Origin of the sequence: Nonomuraea zeae, from assembly GCF_005889725.1 — a bacterium.
Classification (GTDB): domain Bacteria; phylum Actinomycetota; class Actinomycetes; order Streptosporangiales; family Streptosporangiaceae; genus Nonomuraea; species Nonomuraea zeae.
The window spans coordinates 1-19,451 of sequence record NZ_VCKX01000002.1; the positions used below are offsets into that span (position 1 = coordinate 1).

Sequence of the window (19,451 nt, forward strand, 5' to 3'; positions counted from 1 at the left end):
AAGAGACAGATCTAGCTGGTTGTGGGGGTTGGCCGTACAAAGTGGGTTTTTTGTCTCATAACAGCTCTCCGGAGTTCGGTCCGGGCACTCGGGGGGCTGTAGTAACGTGCGTGCCTGACCCGGGTAACGAGTTAGCAAACGGAGGAGTCGAACGTGCCAGCCCCTCGATCAGCGGGTCTGATCGCGGTCGTCATGGCGATGGCTTCTCTTTTTGTGCCTTCTGCGCAGGCCGGCGCACAGGTCCGGACGGAGCTGCGGGTGCAGGAGCGGCGGGATCCCGCCAACCTGACGGAGCTGAGGAAAGAGGCCGAGCGCTCGGCCAAGGAGCTCGAGGACGCGACCAAGGCCCTGGAGAAGCGGCGCGCGACCATCGCCGCCTCCGAGAAGGAGCTCAAGACCAAGCTGACGGCTCTGCAGGGGCTGGAGCAGCGGCTGTCGGTGATGCGGCAGCCCGTGTCGCAGATGGTCGAGTTGCTGTACGAGCAGCCGATCGCGGCCAACAACGTCACGCCGTTCCTGTCGGGTAATGCTGATGAGCGGACTTTGCGTGCTTTGTCGGATGTGACCCAGATTGTGGCCGTGCGGCAGCAGGCGGTCGAGCAGACGAGTGCGTTGTTCAAGGAGACCGAGCGGCTGGCCGGTGAGGCGCAGGAGCTCCGTGCCGGGAATCTGCTGGCCGAGGCGCAGCTGGCGGCGGAGGTCGACACCTTGCGGCTGCGGTCGGACAAGATCGTGAAGTCCCTGACCGCCGCGCTCGTCAAGATGGGGATCAAGATCGACAAGGTGGGGCGGGCGGCGCTGGGGTGCAACCCGCTGCGGGCGGCGACGGCCGGGGACTATCCCAACGGGCTGATCCCCAGGGGGATGCTGTGCCCGTTGCAGCAGAAGGGCTTCAGTCTGAGGGCCGACGCCACCATCGCGTTCGTGAGTTTGAACGAGGCTTATCGCAAGCGGTTCGGCAAGCAGATGTGTGTGACGGACGCCTATCGGAGCCTTGCCGAGCAGCAGTCCGTCTATTACCGGCGGCCGGGGTTCGCCGCTGTGCCCGGACGGAGCAACCACGGGCTCGGGCTGGCTGTGGACCTGTGTGGCGGGGTGGAGAGGTCGGGGTCGGCGGAGTTCGTGTGGATGGAGAAGAACTCCAAGAGGTATGGCTGGTTCCACCCCTCCTGGGCCTACAGCAGCCCGTTCGAGCCGTGGCACTGGGAGTATGATCCGAAGATCGACTCGCTGCTCTAGACCGGTGTGACCTGCGCGCTGCAGAAGGCGCAGCGCGAGGCGGCCTTGGGGATCTCCGACAGGCATTCGGGGCAGTTGTGGGTCTTCGAGTCGACCCTGGCGGCGGCGCGGTCCTTCAAATGCGTGTACGGCCGCACGACCAGGAAGTAGACCACCGCGGCGATCATCAGGAACGAGATGACCGCGTTGAGGAAGTTGCCGTACATGAAGTTGGACTGCCCGACCGTAGCCTTGAGGGAGGAGAAGTCGGGCAGGCCGCCGAACGCCGAGATCAACGGCGTCAGCACGTCGGCCACGAACGACTGCACGATCGTGTTGAAAGCAGCCCCGATGACGACCGCGACTGCCAGATCGATGACGTTTCCCTGCATGAGGAACTTCTTGAATCCGCTCATGGGAGAAGCGTAGCCGAATGATTACTCTAAGTTAGGACTGATGGTGATCGAGAGGTGGCCGCCTGCTTGGGCGGCGGCCAGCTCGGTTGCCTGGCTCGCCGTGGTCGCGAGCACGACCAGGGCGCCGTGGGCGCTCGTGTGCTCGGTCGCCGGCGGGATGGTGATGACTCTTACGCCCTCGGCGATCGAGCGGGCCGGCTGGCCGTCGTCCCAGGCGGCCAGGACGGTGATCGTGGAGCCGGGGGAGATGAGGCCGGCCGTGGCCGCGTCGGCGATGCGTACGGGGGTCGCGATCAGGCCTGGCGGAAGGCGGAACGAGTCGAGGAGCCGGACGTCCGTCAGCGGCTCGCCCTTGCGCATGGGGGCGGCCAGGACGCGTCCGGCCGCCGCGGCGCGTATGGCGCCGGCCGGTGGATGGTGGAGCGGCGTCGGGTGGAGGTCGTCGGGACGTAGGGGGCCGGGGGACAGGTCGCGCGCCGCCACGAGGACCGTGGAACCGGGGGCGGGGCGGGTGGCGACGAAGGCGGCCGCGACGGCTATGGCGGCCAGCGCCGCCGCGATGAGACGGCGGCGCCGGCCGTAGCGCCGCATCCAGGCCTGGATCACGGCAGCTCGAAGGGGAGCTTGATGCCGTCGAGGGCGGAGCCGCAAAGGCAGGTGCGCTCATCGGGGAGCGCCTGGACGGTGTCGGCGACCAGGGTGCGCATGCGGGTGACGTTTTGGGCGAAGAACTCGAGAACCTCGTCGTGGGTGACGCCCTGCCCGGCCTCCACTCCCGCGTCGTGGTCGGTCACCAGGGAGAGTGAGGTGTAGCAGAGGGCCAGCTCGCGGGCCAGGATCGACTCGGGGAAGCCGGTCATGCCCACGATCGACCAGCCGTTGCCCGCGAACCACTGCGACTCGGCTCTCGTGGAGAACCGCGGGCCCTCGATGACGACCAGGGTGCCACCGTCGACGGCCTCCCAGCCGCCGGAACGGGCGGTCTGCACCGCCGTGGCCCTGCCGGAAGAGCAGTAGGGGTCGGCGAACGAGACGTGGACCGCGCCGTCTATGTCGTAATAGGTCTGTACGCGGCCAGAAGTGCGATCTACGAGCTGGTCCGGGACTACCAAGGTGCCCGGGCCGTACTCCGCTCGTAGCGAACCTACGGCGCTCGGCGCGAGCACCTGGCGGACGCCGAGCGAGCGCAGAGCCCACAGGTTGGCGCGGTAGGGGATGCGGTGGGGCGGGAAGCGGTGATCTCGCCCGTGCCGGGGGATGAACGCCACGGAACGCGAGCCGATGCGCCCGACCGTGACAACATCGCTCGGGGGGCCGTAAGGCGTTGCGAGCTCGATCTCCTCCGCGTCGTCGAGCAGAGAATAGAAACCCGAACCGCCGATGACGCCGATGTCTGCGCGAGTGACCATGGCGCAGAGAGTAGCCGGACCGGCGGGGGGCCAGGATGGGCCGAATCCGATTCTGTGGATAACTTGATTGCGGCGAGTAGGCACACCAGTACGAAGAGTAGGATCGCCGCATGCGGCAACAGGGCCTCGGGCTCATCATCATCGCGCTCATGCTCGGCATGCTGCTGGCCGCGCTCGACCAGACCATCGTGTCCACGGCCCTGCCGACCATCGTGAGCGACCTCGGCGGGCTGGAGCAGCTGTCGTGGGTCGTGACGGGATACCTGCTCGCCTCGACCGTCTCGACGCCGCTCTGGGGGAAGCTGGGCGATCAGTACGGTCGCAAAAGGCTCTTCGTCGCCGCCATCGTCATCTTTCTGATCGGTTCGGCGCTTTGTGGGATCAGCCAGAACATGGGGGAGCTCATCGGCTTCCGCGCGGTCCAGGGGCTGGGCGGGGGCGGGTTGATGGTGCTGGCGCAGGCGATCGTCGGGGACGTCGTGTCGGTGCGGGAGAGGGGCAAATACCAGGGGTTCTTCGGCGCGGTCTTCGCCGTGTCCAGCATCGTGGGGCCGCTGCTCGGCGGGCTGTTCGTCGATCATCTGTCCTGGCACTGGGTCTTCTACATCAACCTGCCCCTGGGCGCGGTCGCGCTCGTCGTGATCGTGGCCGTGCTGCCGAGCGACTACACGCGTACCGCGCACCGCATCGACTACGCCGGGGTCGTGCTGCTCGGCGGCGCGACGTCCTGCCTCGTGCTGATCGCGACCTGGGGCGGCACGACGTACGCGTGGAGCAGCCCGGTCATCGTGGGGCTGGGCGTGGCCGCGGTGGCCCTGCTGGCCGGCTGGATCTTCGCCGAACGGCGTGCGGCCGAGCCGGTGCTGCCGCTCGGGCTGTTCAGGCGCCGGGCGTTCACGATGTCGTCGATCGTGGGGTTCGTGGTGGGGTTCGGCATGTTCGGGGCGCTCACCTATCTGCCGCTGTATCTGCAGGTCGTGCACGGGGTGAGTCCGACCCTGTCGGGGGTGTACCTGCTGCCGATGATGGGCGGCATGCTGACGATGTCCATCATCAGCGGGCAGATCATCTCGAAGACCGGGAAATACCGGTTCCTGCCCATCACGGGCACGGCGGTGGCCGGGATCGGGATGTCCCTGCTGTCCACGATGACCGAGCGGGCCAGCCTGTTCACGATGGGCGTATACCTGCTGGTGCTCGGCATCGGGCTCGGGATGACCATGCAGGTGCTCGTGATCGTGGTCCAGAACGCGGTCGACTTCAAGGATCTCGGGGTGGCGACGTCCGGCGCGACGTTCTTCCGGTCGATCGGGGGGTCGTTCGGGGTGGCGACGCTGGGGGCGGTGTTCACGGCGACGCTGAACGAGGATCTGCGGCGTGCGCTCAGCGGGGCCAGCCTGCCGCAGGGGTTCGATCCTGCGCGCGTCCAGCAGGATCCGACGGTCATCCGGCGGCTGCCGCGGGAGCTGGCTGCCGACTTCCTCCATGTCTACGCCGACGCGATCGCGGCCGTTTTCCGGGTCGCGGCGCCGATCATGTTCGGGGCGTTCCTGCTTTCCTGGTTCATTCCGCAGTCGCGGTTGAGGGAGACGACCAGGGCGGCGGATCTGGGCGAAGGGCTGGGGGCCACGTCCGCCGAGCGGTCGTCGCTGGCCGAGGTCGAGAGGGGGCTGGTCCGCCTGGCCGACGCGGATCTGCGGCGGGGCTATTACGACCGGCTGGGGGCGCTGGCCGGATTGAGCGGGGTCCCGCCCCAAGGGGTCTGGGTCATCGCCCGGCTGGGAGGGGAGGGGTGGGTGCGGGCCGAGGCGCTGGCTGAGCGGGCGCATGTGAGCCGGGCTCAAGGGCGGCCGTACGTGGATCAGCTCGTCGAGGCCGGGCTGGTGCGGCGGTCCGAGGACGGGGAGTTGTTGCGGCTCACGGCGGAAGGGGATCAGGTGGCCATGCGGCTTGTGCGGTGCTCTCGGGAGGGGTTGAGCAGGCTGGTGGCCGACTGGGGGGATGATCCGCAGCTTGAGCGGCTGGTCGATCGGATCGCGCCCGAACTGCTGGGGGCTGATGCCGATCGGCCTCGATAAAGCTTCCCGCGGGAGTGCGGGCATGGGCAGAGCGGCGGGAGTGCGGGCATGCGTAAGAGCAGCGGGAGTGCGGGCATGCGTAGAGTGGCTGGTGGGGGTCGCGGGTCCGCGTCCCGGCCTGAGCGGCGTGAGGTCCTGTGACAGCGGAGTGCTCTCGGGCCATGATCGAGCAGGCAGCGGTGGTTTGCGGTCCGTGGCGGAGGGGCGTGGCCAAGGTGAGCAGGTTGCCTGGCGGTTCTCCGACAGCGGGTGCCCTGCGGGCCGTGACCGGACGCGCGGGGCAGCCTGAGGGTCATGATGCGCACCCTGAGGGTCATGGTGCCGGGTCGGCAAGATCGTCAGGGTTCGGAAGAGCCCGTACCGGGTCGACAGAGCGGCAGGATTCCGCGCTGAGCTGAATGGCCGAGCTCGCCGCTGAAGAGCCGCGAGGAGGCACCGAAGACCTGACCCTGCGCACGAAGCGGCAGCAGCATGGCGGGGCGCGGCTAACGCGCCAGGCCGTGACCACGCTGGACGGCCGTGCCCAGGACGGTATCCGTCGACGGTATTCGTCGTGGGCAGGCCGGAAAAGGTCAGTTGGAAGCGGCGGCGGGGGCGGCGGCCGGGGTGGACGAGGAGCTCGAGTCCGCGGACTTGCTCTCGGCCGGCTTCGACGAGGACGAAGAGGCGGGGGAAGTCGTAGGAGCCGAGGTCGACGAAGACCGGTTGTCCGTCTTGTAGAAGCCGGAGCCCTTGAACACGATGCCGACAGCGGAGAAGACCTTCCGCAGGTTTCCCTCGCAATTGGGGCAAACCGTCAGCGCATCGTCGGTGAATTTCTGAACGACCTCGAGCTGCTCGCCACAGTCGTTGCAGGCGTACTGGTACGTCGGCACGCGCTCCTCCTTCGGGTCTGGCACTCGAGCGATGCGACTGCTAATGGTAACCGATTAGGTCAAAGACCTATTCCAACCCCCGCTCTCCGTACCAGCCGGCCAGCTTGCCGCTGCGGCTTACGGCGCGCAGGCGGCGTTCGACCTGGTCACGGCAGGCGGCGGTGGTGACCAGGAGGAGCTGGTCGTCCACCCGGACGCGGGTGGAGCCGCCGGGGACGAAAGATTTGCCGTCGCGTACGACGAGAGTCACCGCGGCTCCGGCGGGCAGGCGGAGCTCGAAGATCTCCACGCCGTGCAGGCGCGAGCCGGCGGGGATCTTGACCTGCAGCAGGTCCGCCTTGAGCTCCTCCAGCGGCGCGGACTCCACCTCCAGCTCGTGCGCCTCGCCAGGCGCGCGAACCCCCAGCAGCCTGGCCGCCAGCGGCAGCGTCGGCCCCTGAAGCAGGGTGAACACGATGACGATCACGAAGACCTGGTTGAAGATCTCCTTGGAGCCCTCGACGCCCGAGGCCCAGGGGATGGTCGCCAGCACGATCGGGATCGCGCCGCGCAGCCCCGCCCAGGACAGGAACGCCTGATCGCGCCAGCTCACCCGGCCCAGTCGCGCGGCCCAGGCTATGAAGGAGCTCACCACGACGGACAGCGGCCGCGCCAGGAGCACCAGCACGGTGCCCGTGATCAGGCCGGGCACGATGGCCTCCGGCATCTCGTCGGGGCTGGCCAGCATGCCGAGCATGACGAACAGCCCGATCTGCGCCAGCCAGGCGGAGCCCTCCGCGAAGCCTCTGGTCGCCGCCCTGTGCGGAAGCCGCGAATTGCCCAGGATCAACGCCGTCAGGTAGACGGCCAGGAAGCCCGATCCGTGCAGCAGCACGGCGCCGCCGTACGAGACGAAGGTGAGGGCGAGCACGGCGATGGGGTAGAGGCCGGAGGCGGGCAGGGCGACGCGGCGCAGCGCGTACGCGCCCGCGGGGCCGACGGCGAGCCCGACCGCCGCACCGATGATCAGCTCGACGGAGGTTTCCAGCAGGAACGTTCCTACGGTCGCCGACGAGCTGGACGCTCCGCTGAGCAGGACCACGGCGATCACGGTGGGTGCGTCGTTGAAGCCGGACTCCGCCTCCAGCACGCCCGCCAGCCGGGAGGGCAGCGGCAGCCTGCGCAGCACGGAGAACACGGCCGCGGCGTCCGTCGAGGCCAGCACCGCGCCCAGGATCAGGGCCGTCGACCGGTCTAGGCCGAAAAGTCCCTCGACGACGAACGCCAGCACGACGATGCTGACCGTCACGCCCACGGTCGCCAGCACCAGCGCCAAAGGGACGGAACGCCGCACATGGGACCAGTTCGTGGTCAGGCCGCCCTCGGCCAGGATGACCGCGAGCGCCGTCAGCCCGATCTGCTGGGCGACCTGCGGGCTGTCGAACGGGATCCCGAACCCGGATTCGCCCAGAATCAGGCCGAACCCGAGGAACAGCAGAAGGCTGGGCAGACCGCTGCGATGCGCGATGCGTACGAACGCGATGGCGGCGATGACGATCACGGCACCAAGAAGGAGCCAGACATCAAGCGTCATCTGGCCCCCTCCCGTACCTTCGTTCACATAAGAGTAGTGAGTCCCGCGGGCGTCATCGCAAAGCGGACTGCGCGATCATGCGGCTCCGACGGAACCCCGTCGATCAGCTCGCCCTCGTGCAGCAATGCGACCGTCGGAACGTTGGGGCCCACCCTGGACAGGGCTCGATCGTACGAGCCACCGCCTCGTCCGAGGCGTACCCCCGTCCGCCTGTCCACCGCCAGCGCCGGCACGATCACCAGCGCGGCCGTGCGGATGGCGTCGACGCCGCGGCGGGTGTCGACAGGCTCCATGATCCCGTACCGGCCCGGGGCGAGTGTGTCCGGCCCGTCGTACACCGCCCAATCCAGGTCATTGTCCGCACACAGCACCGGAAGGATCACCGTCGCGCCGTGTTTCCAGAGAGCGAACACGAGCCCGTGGGTATCCGGCTCCGACCCCGTTGACCAGTAGCAGGCCACCAGCCCGGCCATCTGCACCCACGGCTGATCGAGCAGCGTTTCGCGGACCTGCACGGCGTTTGACCGCAATTGCTCGGGGGAGAGCGAGGTACGCCTCGAGTTAAGCTCGCGGCGCAGGTTCAGCTTGTCCACAGGTCCCTCCACTAGGGTCTACTCATGGCTGACTTCGACCCTGTGACGAAAGCCGTCGTGCCCGCCGCGGGTCTGGGCACCCGGTTCCTTCCGGCGACCAAGGCGACACCCAAGGAGATGTTGCCCATCGTCGACAAGCCCGCGATCCAGTATGTCGTCGAGGAGGCCGCCTCCGCTGGGCTCCTCGACGTGCTCATGGTCACTGGCAAGAACAAACGGTCGATCGAGGATCATTTCGACCGCGCGTTCGAGCTGGAGGAGGCCCTTGAGGCCAAGGGCGACGAGCAGCGGTTGTCCCAGGTTCGCGAGCCGGCCTCGCTGGCGACGCTCCACTACGTACGCCAGGGCGAGCCGAAGGGTCTCGGTCACGCGGTGCTGTGCGCCAAGCAGCACGTCGGCGACCACCCGTTCGCCTGCCTGCTCGGCGACGACCTGATCGACTACCGTGATCCGCTGCTCAAGCGCATGATCGAGGTGCGTGACACGTTCGGTGGGAGCGTGATCGCGCTGATGGAGGTGCCCAGGGAGCAGGTCTCGCTGTACGGCGTCGCGACCATCGAGGCCACCACCGTGGACGACGTGGTGCGCGTCACCGACCTGGTGGAGAAGCCGCCGGTCGACGAGGCGCCGTCCAACTGGGCGATCATCGGCCGCTACGTGATCGACCCCGCCGTGTTCGAGGTGCTGGAGAACACCCCGCCCGGCCGCGGCAACGAGATCCAGCTCACCGACGCGCTGCGGACGCTCGCCGGCCGCGGCTCCGAGGAGGGCGGGCCCGTGCACGGGGTGCTGTTCAGAGGGCGGCGATACGACACCGGCGACAAGCTCGACTATCTGCGGACGGTGGTGAGGTTCGCCGCCGATCGGGAGGACCTGGCGCCCGACTTCGTGCCATGGCTGCGGGAGTTCCTCAATGAAATCGGTTGACGCGCATCTGGCGGACATCCTCGCCACTGTGCGTCCGCTGGCGCCGCTGGAGCTGGAGCTGGAGCAGACACTCGGGACGACGCTGGCCGAGGAGGTCACGTCGCCCGTGCCGCTGCCGCCGTTCGACAACTCCGCCATGGACGGTTACGCCGTACGGGCGGTGGACGTCGCGGACGTCCCGGTCACCTTGCCGGTGATCGACGACGTGGCGGCCGGCTCCTTGGAGCTGCGGGCCGTGGGTCCCGGGCATGCTGTGCGCATCATGACCGGCGCGCCCCTGCCCGCGGGGGCCGACGCCGTGGTGCCGGTGGAGTGGACCGACGGGGGCACGGTCTCCGTCCGGATCGACCGATCCGCGCAGGCCGGAAACGCGGTCCGGCGGGCCGGGGAGGACGTGCAGGCCGGCGAGGTCGTGCTCAAACCGGGCACCCTGATCGGTCCCGCGCAGCTCGGGATCATCGCCGGCGTGGGGCGGCGGCGCGTCCTGGCGCGGCCGCGTCCCCGCGTCGTCGTCATCTCCACGGGCGCGGAGCTGGTCGAGCCGGGGACCTCTCTGATGCCGGGGCAGATCTGGGATTCCAACAGCTACACGCTGACCGCCGCCGTGCGGGAGGCCGGTGCCGAGGGGTTCCGGGTCGGGGCCGTCGGGGACGATCCGGCCGTGCTGCTCGATCAGCTCGACACCCATCTCGTGCGGGCCGATGCGATCATCACCAGCGGTGGGGTGTCCATGGGGGCGTACGAGCCGGTCAAGGAGGCATTGTCCCCGCTGGGGACGGTTTGCTTCGAGAAGGTGGCCATGCAGCCGGGGATGCCGCAGGGGTTCGGCGTCCTGGGGGAGGATCAAGTGCCGATCTTCGCCCTTCCCGGCAACCCGGTGTCGTCGTTCGTGTCTTTCATGCTGTTCGTCCGTCCGGCGCTCGACAAGATGCGCGGGCTTCCCGGCGGTGTGCCGGAGACGCTGACCGCCCGGGTCACGGGGCCGCTGCGGTCGCCCGCTGGGCGGAAGTCGTTCCTGCGTGGCGTGCTGTCCGCGGACGGCACGGTTTCGCCGGTGCATGGCCAGGGCTCTCACCAGCTCGCCGCGCTGGCCTCGGCGAACGCGCTGATCGTGGTCGCTGAGGACGTGACCGAGGTGGCGGAGGGCTCGTCTGTGGAGGTGGTCCGGCTGTGAGCGGATCTGAGCCGTACGTGCTGGAGGTGGTGGCGTCGTGAGCGAGCTGACCCACATCGACGAGACCGGGGCCGCCCGCATGGTGGACGTCTCCGCCAAGGACGTCTCGGCCCGCACCGCCACGGCCACCGGGCGGGTGCTGCTGTCGTCCGCCGTGGTCGAGCTGCTGCGGTCGGGGGAGGTGCCCAAGGGTGACGCGCTCGGGGTGGCGCGGATCGCGGGGATCATGGGGGCGAAACGGACGCCCGACCTGATCCCGCTCTGCCATCCGATCGCGTTGCACGGCGTCAAGGTCACGCTCGACGTCGAGGACTGGGGCGTGGCGATCACGTGCCGGGTGAAGACGGCCGACCGCACCGGCGTGGAGATGGAGGCGCTGACGGCGGTCTCCGTGGCCGCGCTCGCCCTGATCGACATGGTCAAGGCCGTGGACCCCGCCGCGGTGATCACGGATGTGCGGGTGGAGGAGAAGCTCGGCGGGAAGACCGGGCGCTGGGTACGGGAGTCCGAATGATCCGGGCGCTGGTGATCACGGTGTCGAACCGGGCGTCGGCTGGGATTTATGAGGATAAATCCGGCCCGCTGCTGGCCGACCTGCTGCGTGCGGAGGCGGGCTGCGAGGTCGTGGACGGCCCCGTGGTGGTGCCCGATGGCGAGGCGGTCGAAGGAGCGCTGCGTGACGGGATCGCGGGTGGCTATCACGTCATCGTGACGACAGGGGGGACGGGGCTGACGCCCTTGGACCTGACTCCGGAGATGACGGCGCGCGTGATTTCCCGGGAAATTCCGGGGATAGCCGAGGCCATTCGGCAGGCGAATCGCGAAAAGGTTCCTACGTCCGTACTCTCCCGCGGGCTGGCGGGTCAGGCGGGTGACACCTTGATCATTAATTTGCCGGGATCATCCGGTGGCGTGCGGGATGGAGTAGCCGTACTCGCTCCGATTCTGCTGCACGCGGTTGATCAAATTCACGGTGGCGATCACCCGCGCTGACCCGTGATTCGGAGCGCCGATCGATGATCCGTGGCGACATCGTGCCCGATAGGGGGATGATGAGAGGTGTGGATCGACTTCGTGGCTGGCCGGCGACCCTGAACGAGGGTCCGGTAGGCCTCCGGCCGCTGCGGCTGAGCGACGTACGCGTGTGGCGAGAGACTCGGCTGCGAAACGCCGACTGGCTGCGCCCCTGGGAGCCGAGCAATCCTGAGACGCCGCTGTTCAGGACCGGGCTCGGCCCCTACATCTCCATGGTCGGGACCCTGCGCCGTGAGGCCAGGCAGGGGCTGGCGCTGCCGTGGGTGGTCACGTACGAGGGACGCTTCGCGGGGCAGCTGACGGTCGGCGCGATCGTGTGGGGATCCGCGCGGTCGGCCCAGGTCGGATATTGGATAGACGGCGCGCTGGCCGGCAAGGGGATCACGCCCACAGCCCTCGCCATGGCCGTTGACCATTGCTTTTTCACCACCGGATTGCATCGGCTGGAAGCGAACATCCGCCCCGAGAACCAGGCCAGCCGTAGAGTGGTTGAGAAGCTTGGATTCCGGGAAGAAGGCATTCGGCGTCGCCAACTCCACATCGACGGAGCCTGGCGCGATCACATTTGCTACGCGCTGACCGTTGAGGACGTTCCCGGCGGGCTGCTCGTGCAGTGGCGTCGTGCTCGTGAGTCGGCCGCTCGCGGTGGGTCTCCTGTCGAAGAGGTTTGACGATCTCGCGACACACCGCACCGAATGCTCGTCAATCAGTGACACGCGGTCTTACGGTGCGTGACGTGAGCACATTGAAGACGCAACGAACACACCCGCGTCTTCATGCTGCCCGGAGGTGGTCGTGAGCAGCGTCCTGCTTTATCTGGCCATCGTGGTGATGTGGCTTTGCGTCTTGATTCCGATGTGGCTGCGCAGGGACAAGACGAACCTCGCAGAACTGGCCGAACTCGAAGAGCACTACACCGGCGAACACCAGCTTCCCGACCTCGACAATCTGGGCCCTTCGGACTCCGACGAGGACGACGGGACGGAGATCGAGAAGGTCGACGTCCGCCAGTTCCGGCTGCGCCGCCGCGCCATCATCGTGGCCCGCCGGCGCCGGCTGCTGTTCTTCACCGCTCTGCTGGTGCTGGCGTCCGTGGTGACGGCCGCGGTCAAGATGATCCCGTGGTGGGGCGTAGCGCCCTCAGTCGTCATCATGCTGGCGTACATGGCCTTCCTCCGCATTGCCGTACAAGTCGACAGGGAACGCCGCGAGAGGGCCCGCCAGGCGCGCGCAGAGCGGCTGCGGCGGGCACGGGAGCAGCGGCGGGTGGCGGAAGAGGCGGAGGCCGAGATCATCGATCTCGCGGCTCTGAACGCGGACGTCCTGTTCGACCAGTACGCCGAACCGCCCAGGCGGGCCGTGGGTGACTGAAAGGGTGGCGCGAGGACTCCTGGAAGTTTGCTAATCTGGTCGAGTCCTTGGGGATGTAGCGCAGTCCGGTAGCGCACTTCGTTCGCATCGAAGGGGTCAGGGGTTCGAATCCCCTCATCTCCACTGGCATTTTTGCAGGTTAGAGGCCCGCACCTCATCACGAGGGGCGGGCCTCTAGTCGTTCGTGCGTCACACGTGCGTCAGAGCGTCCCGGAGCGTCGCCGCCGGAGCGCCGCGCCCACACCCCGAGAATCTCGCCGTGCGCGTCCGGAGCGAGGTGCGCGTAGCGCTCCGTGGTCGACGAGCGCTCATGGCCGAGCAGGTGCTGAACGTGGTAGAGCGGGACGCCGGCCTGAACCAACCAGGACGCCGCCGTGTGTCGCATCACCCGCGGCGGGTGCCGGGGCAGCAGGTGCGCCGTATCGTCGCACACCTCCAGCCCGCACGACCCGGCCGCGCGCAGCCCGAGCGAGTACTCCTTCGACGGTGGCCGCTTGCCGCACATGCGGGTCGCCTCCACTGCGACGCACCACACCCGGGTCCGGAAGTCGCCGTCGTCGATCGGGCCGCCCTTGACCGCCGGGAACATCAGCCCCGGGCATGGGCCACGACCCGGCAGCCGAGCGCCGTTGGCCAGCACCCGCGGGCAGGTGCACTCGCCCCACGGCTGACGGTCGTCCATGAGGGTCTTCATCGCGGCCAGCGTCTCCGGTGGTACCGGCACGGTGCGACGGGACTTCTTGGACTTGCCGTGCTCGCGCAGCCCGTACCGGGTCATGACGTAGTGCACCTGTACCTGGCCGCGTAGCCAGTCGATGCGGTTGGTGTGGAGCCCGTAGATCTCGCCGGGCCTGAGCCCCACGTCCATGCCCAGCTCGACAAGGGTCCGGCAAGCCAGGCCGAACATTCGCTCCACGGTGTCATAGAGGGCGGCGGCCTCGGACGGTTCGTAGAACGCGATCGGCGGTGCCTCGTTGCGGGGCAGCTTCAGCTTGGCGAACGGGTTGACGGCCACCAGCGGTGGATCCTCCCGCATCGCCGCCGTGTACAGGCTGCTCATCACTGCGACGATCTCGTGGATGGTGGCCGCTGACAGATATGGCACCGCCTCGTCGTCGCCCACGACGTCACGTCCCCGGTGGCGGGCCCGCTTGGTGCCCTTCAGCTTGTTGACCCAGGCTTGTGCCTCCATGCGGGTCACCGCCGTCATGGGCCAGTTCGCCCACACCTGCTCGCAGTGGGTGCGCCAGAGCGAGTCGACCTTCGCCTGGGTCGGCGACTCCAGCGCTGAAGCCTGCCGGCGGCGTTCCCGCCATTCGCCGAGCTTGACCTCACCGGCGCGGGGGTCGCGCCGGTGGCCGCTCTTGTATTCGGCCTCAAGCTTGAGTGCCCAGTCCTTGACGACGGACTTGAGCTTGTTCGACTGGGTGACGCGGCGGCCGTTGGGCATCCACACGGTCGCCTGCCACTTGCCGGACTTCAGCTTGCGGTAGTAGGGCATCAGCTGCCTCCAGGGGGTTGCTGCTCGCCCAGCACTCGGTCCAGGGCTTGCTCGAGCCGCATGGCGGTGTCCATGGTCAGCAGGTCCACGGGCACGAAGATCGTGAGCCTGTCGGGGCTCCATGTGCGCCTGGCCTGCGGGGCGGCATGGGCGAGACGCCGCGCGGCGACGTGGGTGAAGTCGCTCCAGCGCCGAGCTTCGCTGCGCGTGTCGTGGGTGGCTGAGCGGCGTTTGCCGCCGGGGAGGCGGACGGTGGCCTGCCATCGCCCGTCGCCCAGTTGCCGAAGGTAGGACATGAGCACTCCTTAACCGAGGAGGCAGACGTCGAGGCCGAGCGGGTCGCCGATGTTGCCATCGAGGTTCGTTAGCGTGGTGAGCGACGACTTCGGGGTTGAGCCGTGAGCTGATGTAGGTGTTTATCCACTTTAGGCAAAAGACCTTTGGCATGCATTGCCGCTCGCCGCGAACCTCTACGACGCGTTCGCAGTTCCGCCGCATCTGGGCGCGAACAGCGATGCCTGGTGCAAGATGGCAGAGTGAGCGATGAGGCGGCTGTCGACCCGCAAACACCGCCCTGCAGGAACTCGATAGCCCTCAGGGCGATCATCGTGCACGCCTGGAGTAGCTTCCCCAGGAAGCTGAAGCGGTACGCACCCAGGAACATCTTCTAGATCTTCGACACACACCAGGCGGCGCGCTGGCACCGCACCAAAGGCACATCTGCATGATTACAGAACAGAGCAGATTGTTGACATTGAGTAGACGATCTCGGATCGTAGGAGAGCACGTCTGTGGCCCAGGATGGTCGTCTTGCCCCCATGCCGCCGACGGCGGAGGGATTTAAGACACTTCAGCTCGCGATGTTCTCTATGGAGGACGATGATCGCGAGGCGAATGTCTGACAGACGGTTCCACTGGCAGACGGTCGCGCCACTAGCAGCCCACAGGGGTTACTCGGGGTGTCGGCGGCCCTACTCGCCTGCCCTTCGGAGCAGGGCGGCGTGGTTCCGGGTACGTGCCGTGCCTCACTCAAGCTGAGCACGTTGGTACCGCACCCGGCATGACGCTGGGGGAAAGCTGGTGCGCCATGGCACCTCATCCTCCGGGCCCCTTGGGCCCATATCCCTACCCGACCAACGCCGATTGGTCGGACAAGCTTTATGAGGCGATCGCGGACACTTGCGCCGCCGAAGGCCTCGTGCCATTGCCGGAAGCCGCAGTCAAGCACGGACTGGCTCCAGCGCTCGGCTCTGGCGAGGCAAAGCGCGTGGTAGAACTCCCTCGCTCTGGAAAGCGTGTCCTGCGGCCGTCCGCCTATCACGTCGAAGGCCGGGGAACTCCGCAGGCCATGCTCGTTCTCAACCTCGAGTTCCACGGTGCCGGCTCTATTCCCTGGTGGTTGAACGACCGCACCCGGACTAGTTGGGTGCGGCCCACACCGGAAGCCATGGAGAGCCAGGAGAAGCTGGTTGCGGCGGAGATTAGTCTTGCGCGGGCGACCGTAGCCTTGGAGCGCGCCAGAGACGCGACTCGAAAAACGGTGACCACGGCATCAGCGGTGGAGAAGGACGCTGCCCAGGCCGCGTTAGCCGCCGCCCAGCAAGCGCACGAGCGCGCGACAGCAGACCACAAGAGTGCCGAGGCGATGCTCAACGAGCGGCGTCCTCTTCCCAGGATCGAGACACACTACGAGGCCGGTCGCTCCACTACCGCCTTGGCAACCGCGCCTCTGCCGGTTGAGATCGCTGCCTCCGTGCAGCGGTACGCCATCAAACAGCTCCGGGCCCGTGGGCGATTGCGCCCGTATGACCTGGAGGAATCGCTCGTCCAGGAGGGACAGCGGGACCGCGCGACCGTCGTGCTGCAACTGATCCGGATGACCGACCTGGACGGTACTCCTGTGGAGGCCTGGCGCCCGGTACGAGTCACGGGCAACAACCGCGCAGACAGCATTCTCACGATCTTCGGCTTGGAATCCCACCACATGATCACGGGCGTCCCTCAGCCCCTCCTGCGCCTAGAAGACGAGGAGGAAGAGCCACGGCTACTCCTGCGGGGACACGCGGAGATCCTGCGACGCCTGAGCGCCAAACTGAACACCGAGTACGCGGAGCCAGACCGGGACCAGGACGGGCAGGCGGAGCGCGCCAAGCACGTCGCACAGGTCCCGGTGCGGGTGGTGGTCGGAGCGGCCGAACCCGAACACCTTGAGGCGTCTCTGCGCGAACTCAACGTGCACGATCATCTGCGTGGACAACTGGCGTTCGTCGATGAGGAACGCAGCCTGGCACTGTGGTCCAGCGTGGTCAAGGGGTATCAAGACGCGGGTTTGCTCGGCGACCTGCTTCTCGATCAGGTCGCTCAGAACGGCTCAGACCCCGACGCAGTGCTCGACACCGTCGCCATCGCCGACGCGCTCCTGGGATCAGGCCCACTTGAGCCCCTCGATGCGCTCCTTCCCGCCACGGAGCCGGTGACCACCCACGCGTTGCGAGACGTGGCGGTGCAGTGCATCACTGCGCTGATGTTTCCACAGGTGCCCCCGAGGGCCGCTGACCAAAGCCCTGGGGCGCATCGTCGCACGGGCCGCTTGGCCCATCGTCAGAAACGCACTTATGGAAGCTCCCTGGAGTGTCGGCAACGGTAATGACGGGCAAAAGGTTCGACGGCGCACCGAGGTCTGGGCGGCGGCCGTGGGTCAGCAGTTCGTCCATCCCGGCAATCTCCAAGCTGCGAGAGCCGTATTCGATGGCAACGACGTTCAGGAGGGAGTGCGTCTCGACCGGCGCAGTCTCCGCGCCCTGCTGAACGACTGCGAGGCGGGAGACAAACGCGCATGGGTGATCCTGGTGCGTCAGCACCTGCTCGCAGGAATGGTCAACGCTCCGGAGAAGTTCATCACCCCCGGACAGGGATCCGAGGTCGCCGAGAATCGCAAGGGCGTGCGACGCGCGCCCCGCAACGCCCTCGCCGCGCTCACCCGTGCCTTCGACAAGCCCGATCATCCGGACGTCACCCCCGCGCTGCTGCTCTCCTTCGCTCGTTCAATCCTCCAGGCGCCCGACAACGTCGACGGCGTCCTCGGCGAGGCTTCTGGCACCTTCCTCGCCCCTGATGCCCAGGGGCATCCTCAGCCCCGCGTCCTGGCTGACAAGACATGGTTCGACAGCCTCTTTCCCAAGCTCCCCGTCAGCCCCGAGAAGGGCTCCCACGACCCGGCCCAGCAACCGGACGAGGACGACAACAGTCGGGATGAGCAAGACCTGGAACCTGACACCTACACTCGCGACCAGTACGAGAGCCAGCACACTCGGATGACGCGCCTGCGAGCCGACCTGATCAATCAAGTACGCGCAGTTCAGGTCGCCGTCGACGCCGCCGCCGAGCAGGCCAACGCACTCAAGACGCTGATCGAGGATGCCGTGAACGCTCGTATCCTTTCGGGAGCCAGCATTGAGCCTGCGGAAGTCCAGATGATTCACGCGAAGAACATCAAGGACATCCGGAAGGCCGCCGAAAACCTGGCTGGACCACTGGGTGAGGCGGCGTTCGCGGTGATGGACCTGTGAAGGCGGACTGCTGCCCCGAGCCGATCGCGGGCCCCGTCATCACCGGCCACTCCCTCGTGTGTGCCCGTGCCGCACTGGGCCCGCTGGCTCAGGCCGGTTTACCACAACCTATGGACCTCAGCGTCAAGTCCCGGCGAGCCACCCTGGAGAGGCTCGCCGACGTTCTCACGGCCTTGTATTTGGTCGTCGACGCTTCGGACCACCTACGCTGGCTCGGCAAGGCATACCGAGATGGGGGTGTAACCCAGCGCTTGCGCGAGCACTTGATGCACCCTGAGCGGGAGCGTGTCTTCGCTGCGGTCTACGCCCTCGAGGCCGATCCCAGTTACCTGGAGGCGCCCCTTGCCTGTGCCGAAGGAAAGGCGGCTGATCTGCTCCAAATCCGCGGTCGACTGGGCCCTCGAACATGGCCAACTGCTACTAGATGGAACCAGCTCGTAGCTGCTGCCATCCCACGCTCGTCTTAGCGGTCTCAACGTCGCCGGCTCCGACACCTGAGCAGTGCGGTGCCGGCGACCGCTCGCCGAGTATGCGATCTACGACGGGATGTCGGCTTTGAACGTGCGGGTGCGATGCCAAGCGAAGTACTTCTCACGCTCCTGCGTCCACCAGGACGTGGTGCGGCCCTTGAGGAACATGTTGACGTGTTCGGTCACGCCGGGGCCGGTGACAGCGGCACCGCTGGTGAGGATCTCGCCGCCGGTGCCGACGCTGATGTAGCCGTTCTCGTAGAGGGCGTCACAGCCGAGGATGCAGTTGAGCATGGCGACGTTGGCCAGGTCGCGGCGCTCGTCGTCGGAGCAGTGCATGCGCTTCTTGATGTGCGCGGCCACCAGCAGCCCGCGGTCAAGGGTCCGGCCGCACAGCGCGCAGACGCCGGTCTGGCCCGGCAGCAGGTGCCGCTTGAGGCGTTCCTGCTCCCCGCGCGCGGCGCGCAGGGCCTCACGCTCGAGTTCGCCGGTGAAGGACGGGATGTCCACCGCGTCGTCAGTGGGCGGCTCGCCCGATCCGATGGGCGGCGCGGCGCTGATGTCGAGCTGCGCGAGGTTGATCAGGTTGTCGGCGCCGATGCCGTCGACCACGGTGGGGTTCTGCACGAACCATCGCGGGCTGGTCACGGTGGGCAGGGCCTCCCGCACCTCGGCGATGGGAATCTGGCAGCCGCGCACCTCGTCCAGGGCATACATGTACTCCCACGTCTGCTCCTTGTGGTCACGGCCCCACAGCCGCTCCGCGAGAGCCTCGTTGTGGAAGGTGTGGGTGACCAGCCCGCCCAAGTACAAGTGGTGGTCGCCGTAGAAGAACACGTAGTCGCCGCGGCGCAGCTTCCTGATCCTGCCGACGTTGACGTTGTTGGTGCCGGGGGTGACGCCCCACAACGGCGCGGCGCCGGAGGGGTAGAGCCGCAGCAGAAGGGCCAGGTCGCCACCGTTGAGCAGGTCGGCGTGCGCCGCGAGGTCGACGTGATTGTGGATGGTGTCCTCGTAGTGGCGGGCGACCGAAGAGGTCTTCAGAGAGGCTGGCTGCAACATCACGAGCATGAATCACGCTCCTTGGGGGTGAACGGCGTTGCCCGTGGCGGGCGGGCGCTAGACGGGGCGGGGCTGCGCTCCATGAGCCCTGCCGGCCATACAGACCGGGGGAAAGCCAGAAGTGACAGCGGGCACTCCTAGGGAGTGATCAGCCTCATAGGGAAGGTGTACCACCTGCCG

Annotated in this window: 19 protein-coding genes and 1 tRNA gene; 11 read left to right on the top strand and 9 right to left on the bottom strand. The window is 67.6% G+C overall.

Going from position 1 to position 19,451, the window contains the following annotated elements; translation table 11 throughout:
• The first annotated feature begins 213 nt into the window (after window positions 1-213).
• On the top strand, window positions 214-1,239 hold the full coding sequence (locus ETD85_RS00620) for a M15 family metallopeptidase (RefSeq protein WP_240778716.1): 1,026 nt from the start codon (window positions 214-216) through the stop codon (window positions 1,237-1,239).
• On the opposite strand, the gene mscL is transcribed toward ETD85_RS00620, so the two are convergent.
• Genes mscL through ETD85_RS00635 form a run of 3 tightly spaced genes read right to left on the bottom strand, consistent with a single transcriptional unit; the run spans window position 1,236 to window position 3,043 of the window.
• On the bottom strand, window positions 1,236-1,634 hold the full coding sequence (mscL, locus tag ETD85_RS00625; RefSeq protein ID WP_138687578.1) for a large conductance mechanosensitive channel protein MscL: 399 nt from the start codon (window positions 1,632-1,634) through the stop codon (window positions 1,236-1,238). The two genes, ETD85_RS00620 and mscL, sit on opposite strands and share 4 nt — an antisense overlap.
• A gap of 21 nt (window positions 1,635-1,655) precedes the next feature.
• Window positions 1,656-2,240, bottom strand: a complete 585-nt coding sequence (locus ETD85_RS00630) for an RcpC/CpaB family pilus assembly protein (RefSeq protein ID WP_240778724.1) — start codon at window positions 2,238-2,240, stop codon at window positions 1,656-1,658.
• Window positions 2,237-3,043, bottom strand: a complete 807-nt coding sequence (locus ETD85_RS00635; RefSeq protein WP_138687579.1) for an S-methyl-5'-thioadenosine phosphorylase — start codon at window positions 3,041-3,043, stop codon at window positions 2,237-2,239. Before ETD85_RS00635 ends, ETD85_RS00630 begins: the two co-directional genes overlap by 4 nt.
• 110 nt (window positions 3,044-3,153) lie before the next feature.
• Here ETD85_RS00635 and ETD85_RS00640 point away from each other — a divergent pair, with 110 nt between their 5' ends.
• The gene (locus ETD85_RS00640; RefSeq protein ID WP_138687580.1) at window positions 3,154-5,121 is read left to right on the top strand and encodes an MFS transporter; all 1,968 of its coding nucleotides are present in this window, start codon (window positions 3,154-3,156) and stop codon (window positions 5,119-5,121) included.
• Window positions 5,122-5,693: 572 nt separating this feature from the next.
• Here ETD85_RS00640 and ETD85_RS00645 read toward each other — a convergent pair.
• The 3 genes from ETD85_RS00645 to ETD85_RS00655 form a co-directional block, all read right to left on the bottom strand.
• Window positions 5,694-5,996, bottom strand: coding sequence for an FmdB family zinc ribbon protein (locus ETD85_RS00645; RefSeq protein ID WP_138687581.1), 303 nt, complete (start codon window positions 5,994-5,996; stop codon window positions 5,694-5,696).
• Between the two features lie 67 nt (window positions 5,997-6,063).
• Window positions 6,064-7,569: a potassium/proton antiporter gene (locus ETD85_RS00650; RefSeq protein WP_138687582.1), complete on the bottom strand. Its 1,506-nt coding sequence runs from the start codon at window positions 7,567-7,569 to the stop codon at window positions 6,064-6,066.
• 23 nt (window positions 7,570-7,592) lie between these two features.
• Complete coding sequence (locus ETD85_RS00655; protein ID WP_138687583.1) at window positions 7,593-8,162, bottom strand: 5-formyltetrahydrofolate cyclo-ligase; 570 nt, start codon at window positions 8,160-8,162, stop codon at window positions 7,593-7,595.
• Between the two features lie 24 nt (window positions 8,163-8,186).
• Here ETD85_RS00655 and galU point away from each other — a divergent pair, with 24 nt between their 5' ends.
• The 7 genes from galU (at window position 8,187) to ETD85_RS00690 (ending at window position 12,792) form a co-directional block, all read left to right on the top strand.
• Window positions 8,187-9,089: a UTP--glucose-1-phosphate uridylyltransferase GalU gene (gene galU, locus ETD85_RS00660; RefSeq protein WP_138687584.1), complete on the top strand. Its 903-nt coding sequence runs from the start codon at window positions 8,187-8,189 to the stop codon at window positions 9,087-9,089.
• Window positions 9,076-10,263, top strand: a complete 1,188-nt coding sequence (gene glp, locus ETD85_RS00665) for a molybdotransferase-like divisome protein Glp (RefSeq protein ID WP_138687585.1) — start codon at window positions 9,076-9,078, stop codon at window positions 10,261-10,263. The genes galU and glp overlap by 14 nt, the downstream gene beginning before the upstream one ends.
• Before the next feature lie 37 nt (window positions 10,264-10,300).
• Window positions 10,301-10,777, top strand: a complete 477-nt coding sequence (moaC, locus tag ETD85_RS00670) for a cyclic pyranopterin monophosphate synthase MoaC (RefSeq protein ID WP_138687586.1) — start codon at window positions 10,301-10,303, stop codon at window positions 10,775-10,777.
• Window positions 10,774-11,256 (top strand): MogA/MoaB family molybdenum cofactor biosynthesis protein, encoded by a 483-nt coding sequence (locus tag ETD85_RS00675; RefSeq protein ID WP_138687587.1) that lies wholly within the window; start codon window positions 10,774-10,776, stop codon window positions 11,254-11,256. The genes moaC and ETD85_RS00675 overlap by 4 nt, the downstream gene beginning before the upstream one ends.
• 59 nt (window positions 11,257-11,315) lie before the next feature.
• The gene (locus ETD85_RS00680; RefSeq protein ID WP_206058014.1) at window positions 11,316-11,969 is read left to right on the top strand and encodes a GNAT family N-acetyltransferase; all 654 of its coding nucleotides are present in this window, start codon (window positions 11,316-11,318) and stop codon (window positions 11,967-11,969) included.
• 124 nt (window positions 11,970-12,093) lie between these two features.
• Complete coding sequence (gene sepX / locus ETD85_RS00685; protein ID WP_138687588.1) at window positions 12,094-12,669, top strand: divisome protein SepX/GlpR; 576 nt, start codon at window positions 12,094-12,096, stop codon at window positions 12,667-12,669.
• Window positions 12,670-12,718: 49 nt separating this feature from the next.
• A tRNA-Ala gene (locus ETD85_RS00690) sits at window positions 12,719-12,792 on the top strand.
• A 34-nt stretch (window positions 12,793-12,826) separates the two neighbouring features.
• On the opposite strand, the gene ETD85_RS00695 is transcribed toward ETD85_RS00690, so the two are convergent.
• Both ETD85_RS00695 and ETD85_RS62785 read right to left on the bottom strand, forming a co-directional pair.
• Complete coding sequence (locus ETD85_RS00695; protein ID WP_170246436.1) at window positions 12,827-14,170, bottom strand: tyrosine-type recombinase/integrase; 1,344 nt, start codon at window positions 14,168-14,170, stop codon at window positions 12,827-12,829.
• Window positions 14,170-14,466: a DUF2188 domain-containing protein gene (locus ETD85_RS62785; RefSeq protein ID WP_170246437.1), complete on the bottom strand. Its 297-nt coding sequence runs from the start codon at window positions 14,464-14,466 to the stop codon at window positions 14,170-14,172. Before ETD85_RS62785 ends, ETD85_RS00695 begins: the two co-directional genes overlap by 1 nt.
• Window positions 14,467-15,281: 815 nt before the next feature.
• On the opposite strand from ETD85_RS62785, the gene ETD85_RS00700 reads away from it, so the two are divergent.
• A complete protein-coding gene (locus tag ETD85_RS00700; RefSeq protein ID WP_138687590.1) occupies window positions 15,282-16,817 on the top strand; it encodes a hypothetical protein in 1,536 nt (511 codons plus the stop codon).
• A complete protein-coding gene (locus ETD85_RS00705) occupies window positions 16,786-17,739 on the top strand; it encodes a hypothetical protein (protein ID WP_138687591.1) in 954 nt (317 codons plus the stop codon). Before ETD85_RS00700 ends, ETD85_RS00705 begins: the two co-directional genes overlap by 32 nt.
• 536 nt (window positions 17,740-18,275) lie before the next feature.
• On the opposite strand, the gene ETD85_RS00710 is transcribed toward ETD85_RS00705, so the two are convergent.
• Entirely contained in the window at window positions 18,276-19,280 is a 1,005-nt protein-coding gene (locus tag ETD85_RS00710; protein WP_138687592.1) for a hypothetical protein, read from the bottom strand.
• Between the last annotated feature and the right edge of the window lie 171 nt (window positions 19,281-19,451).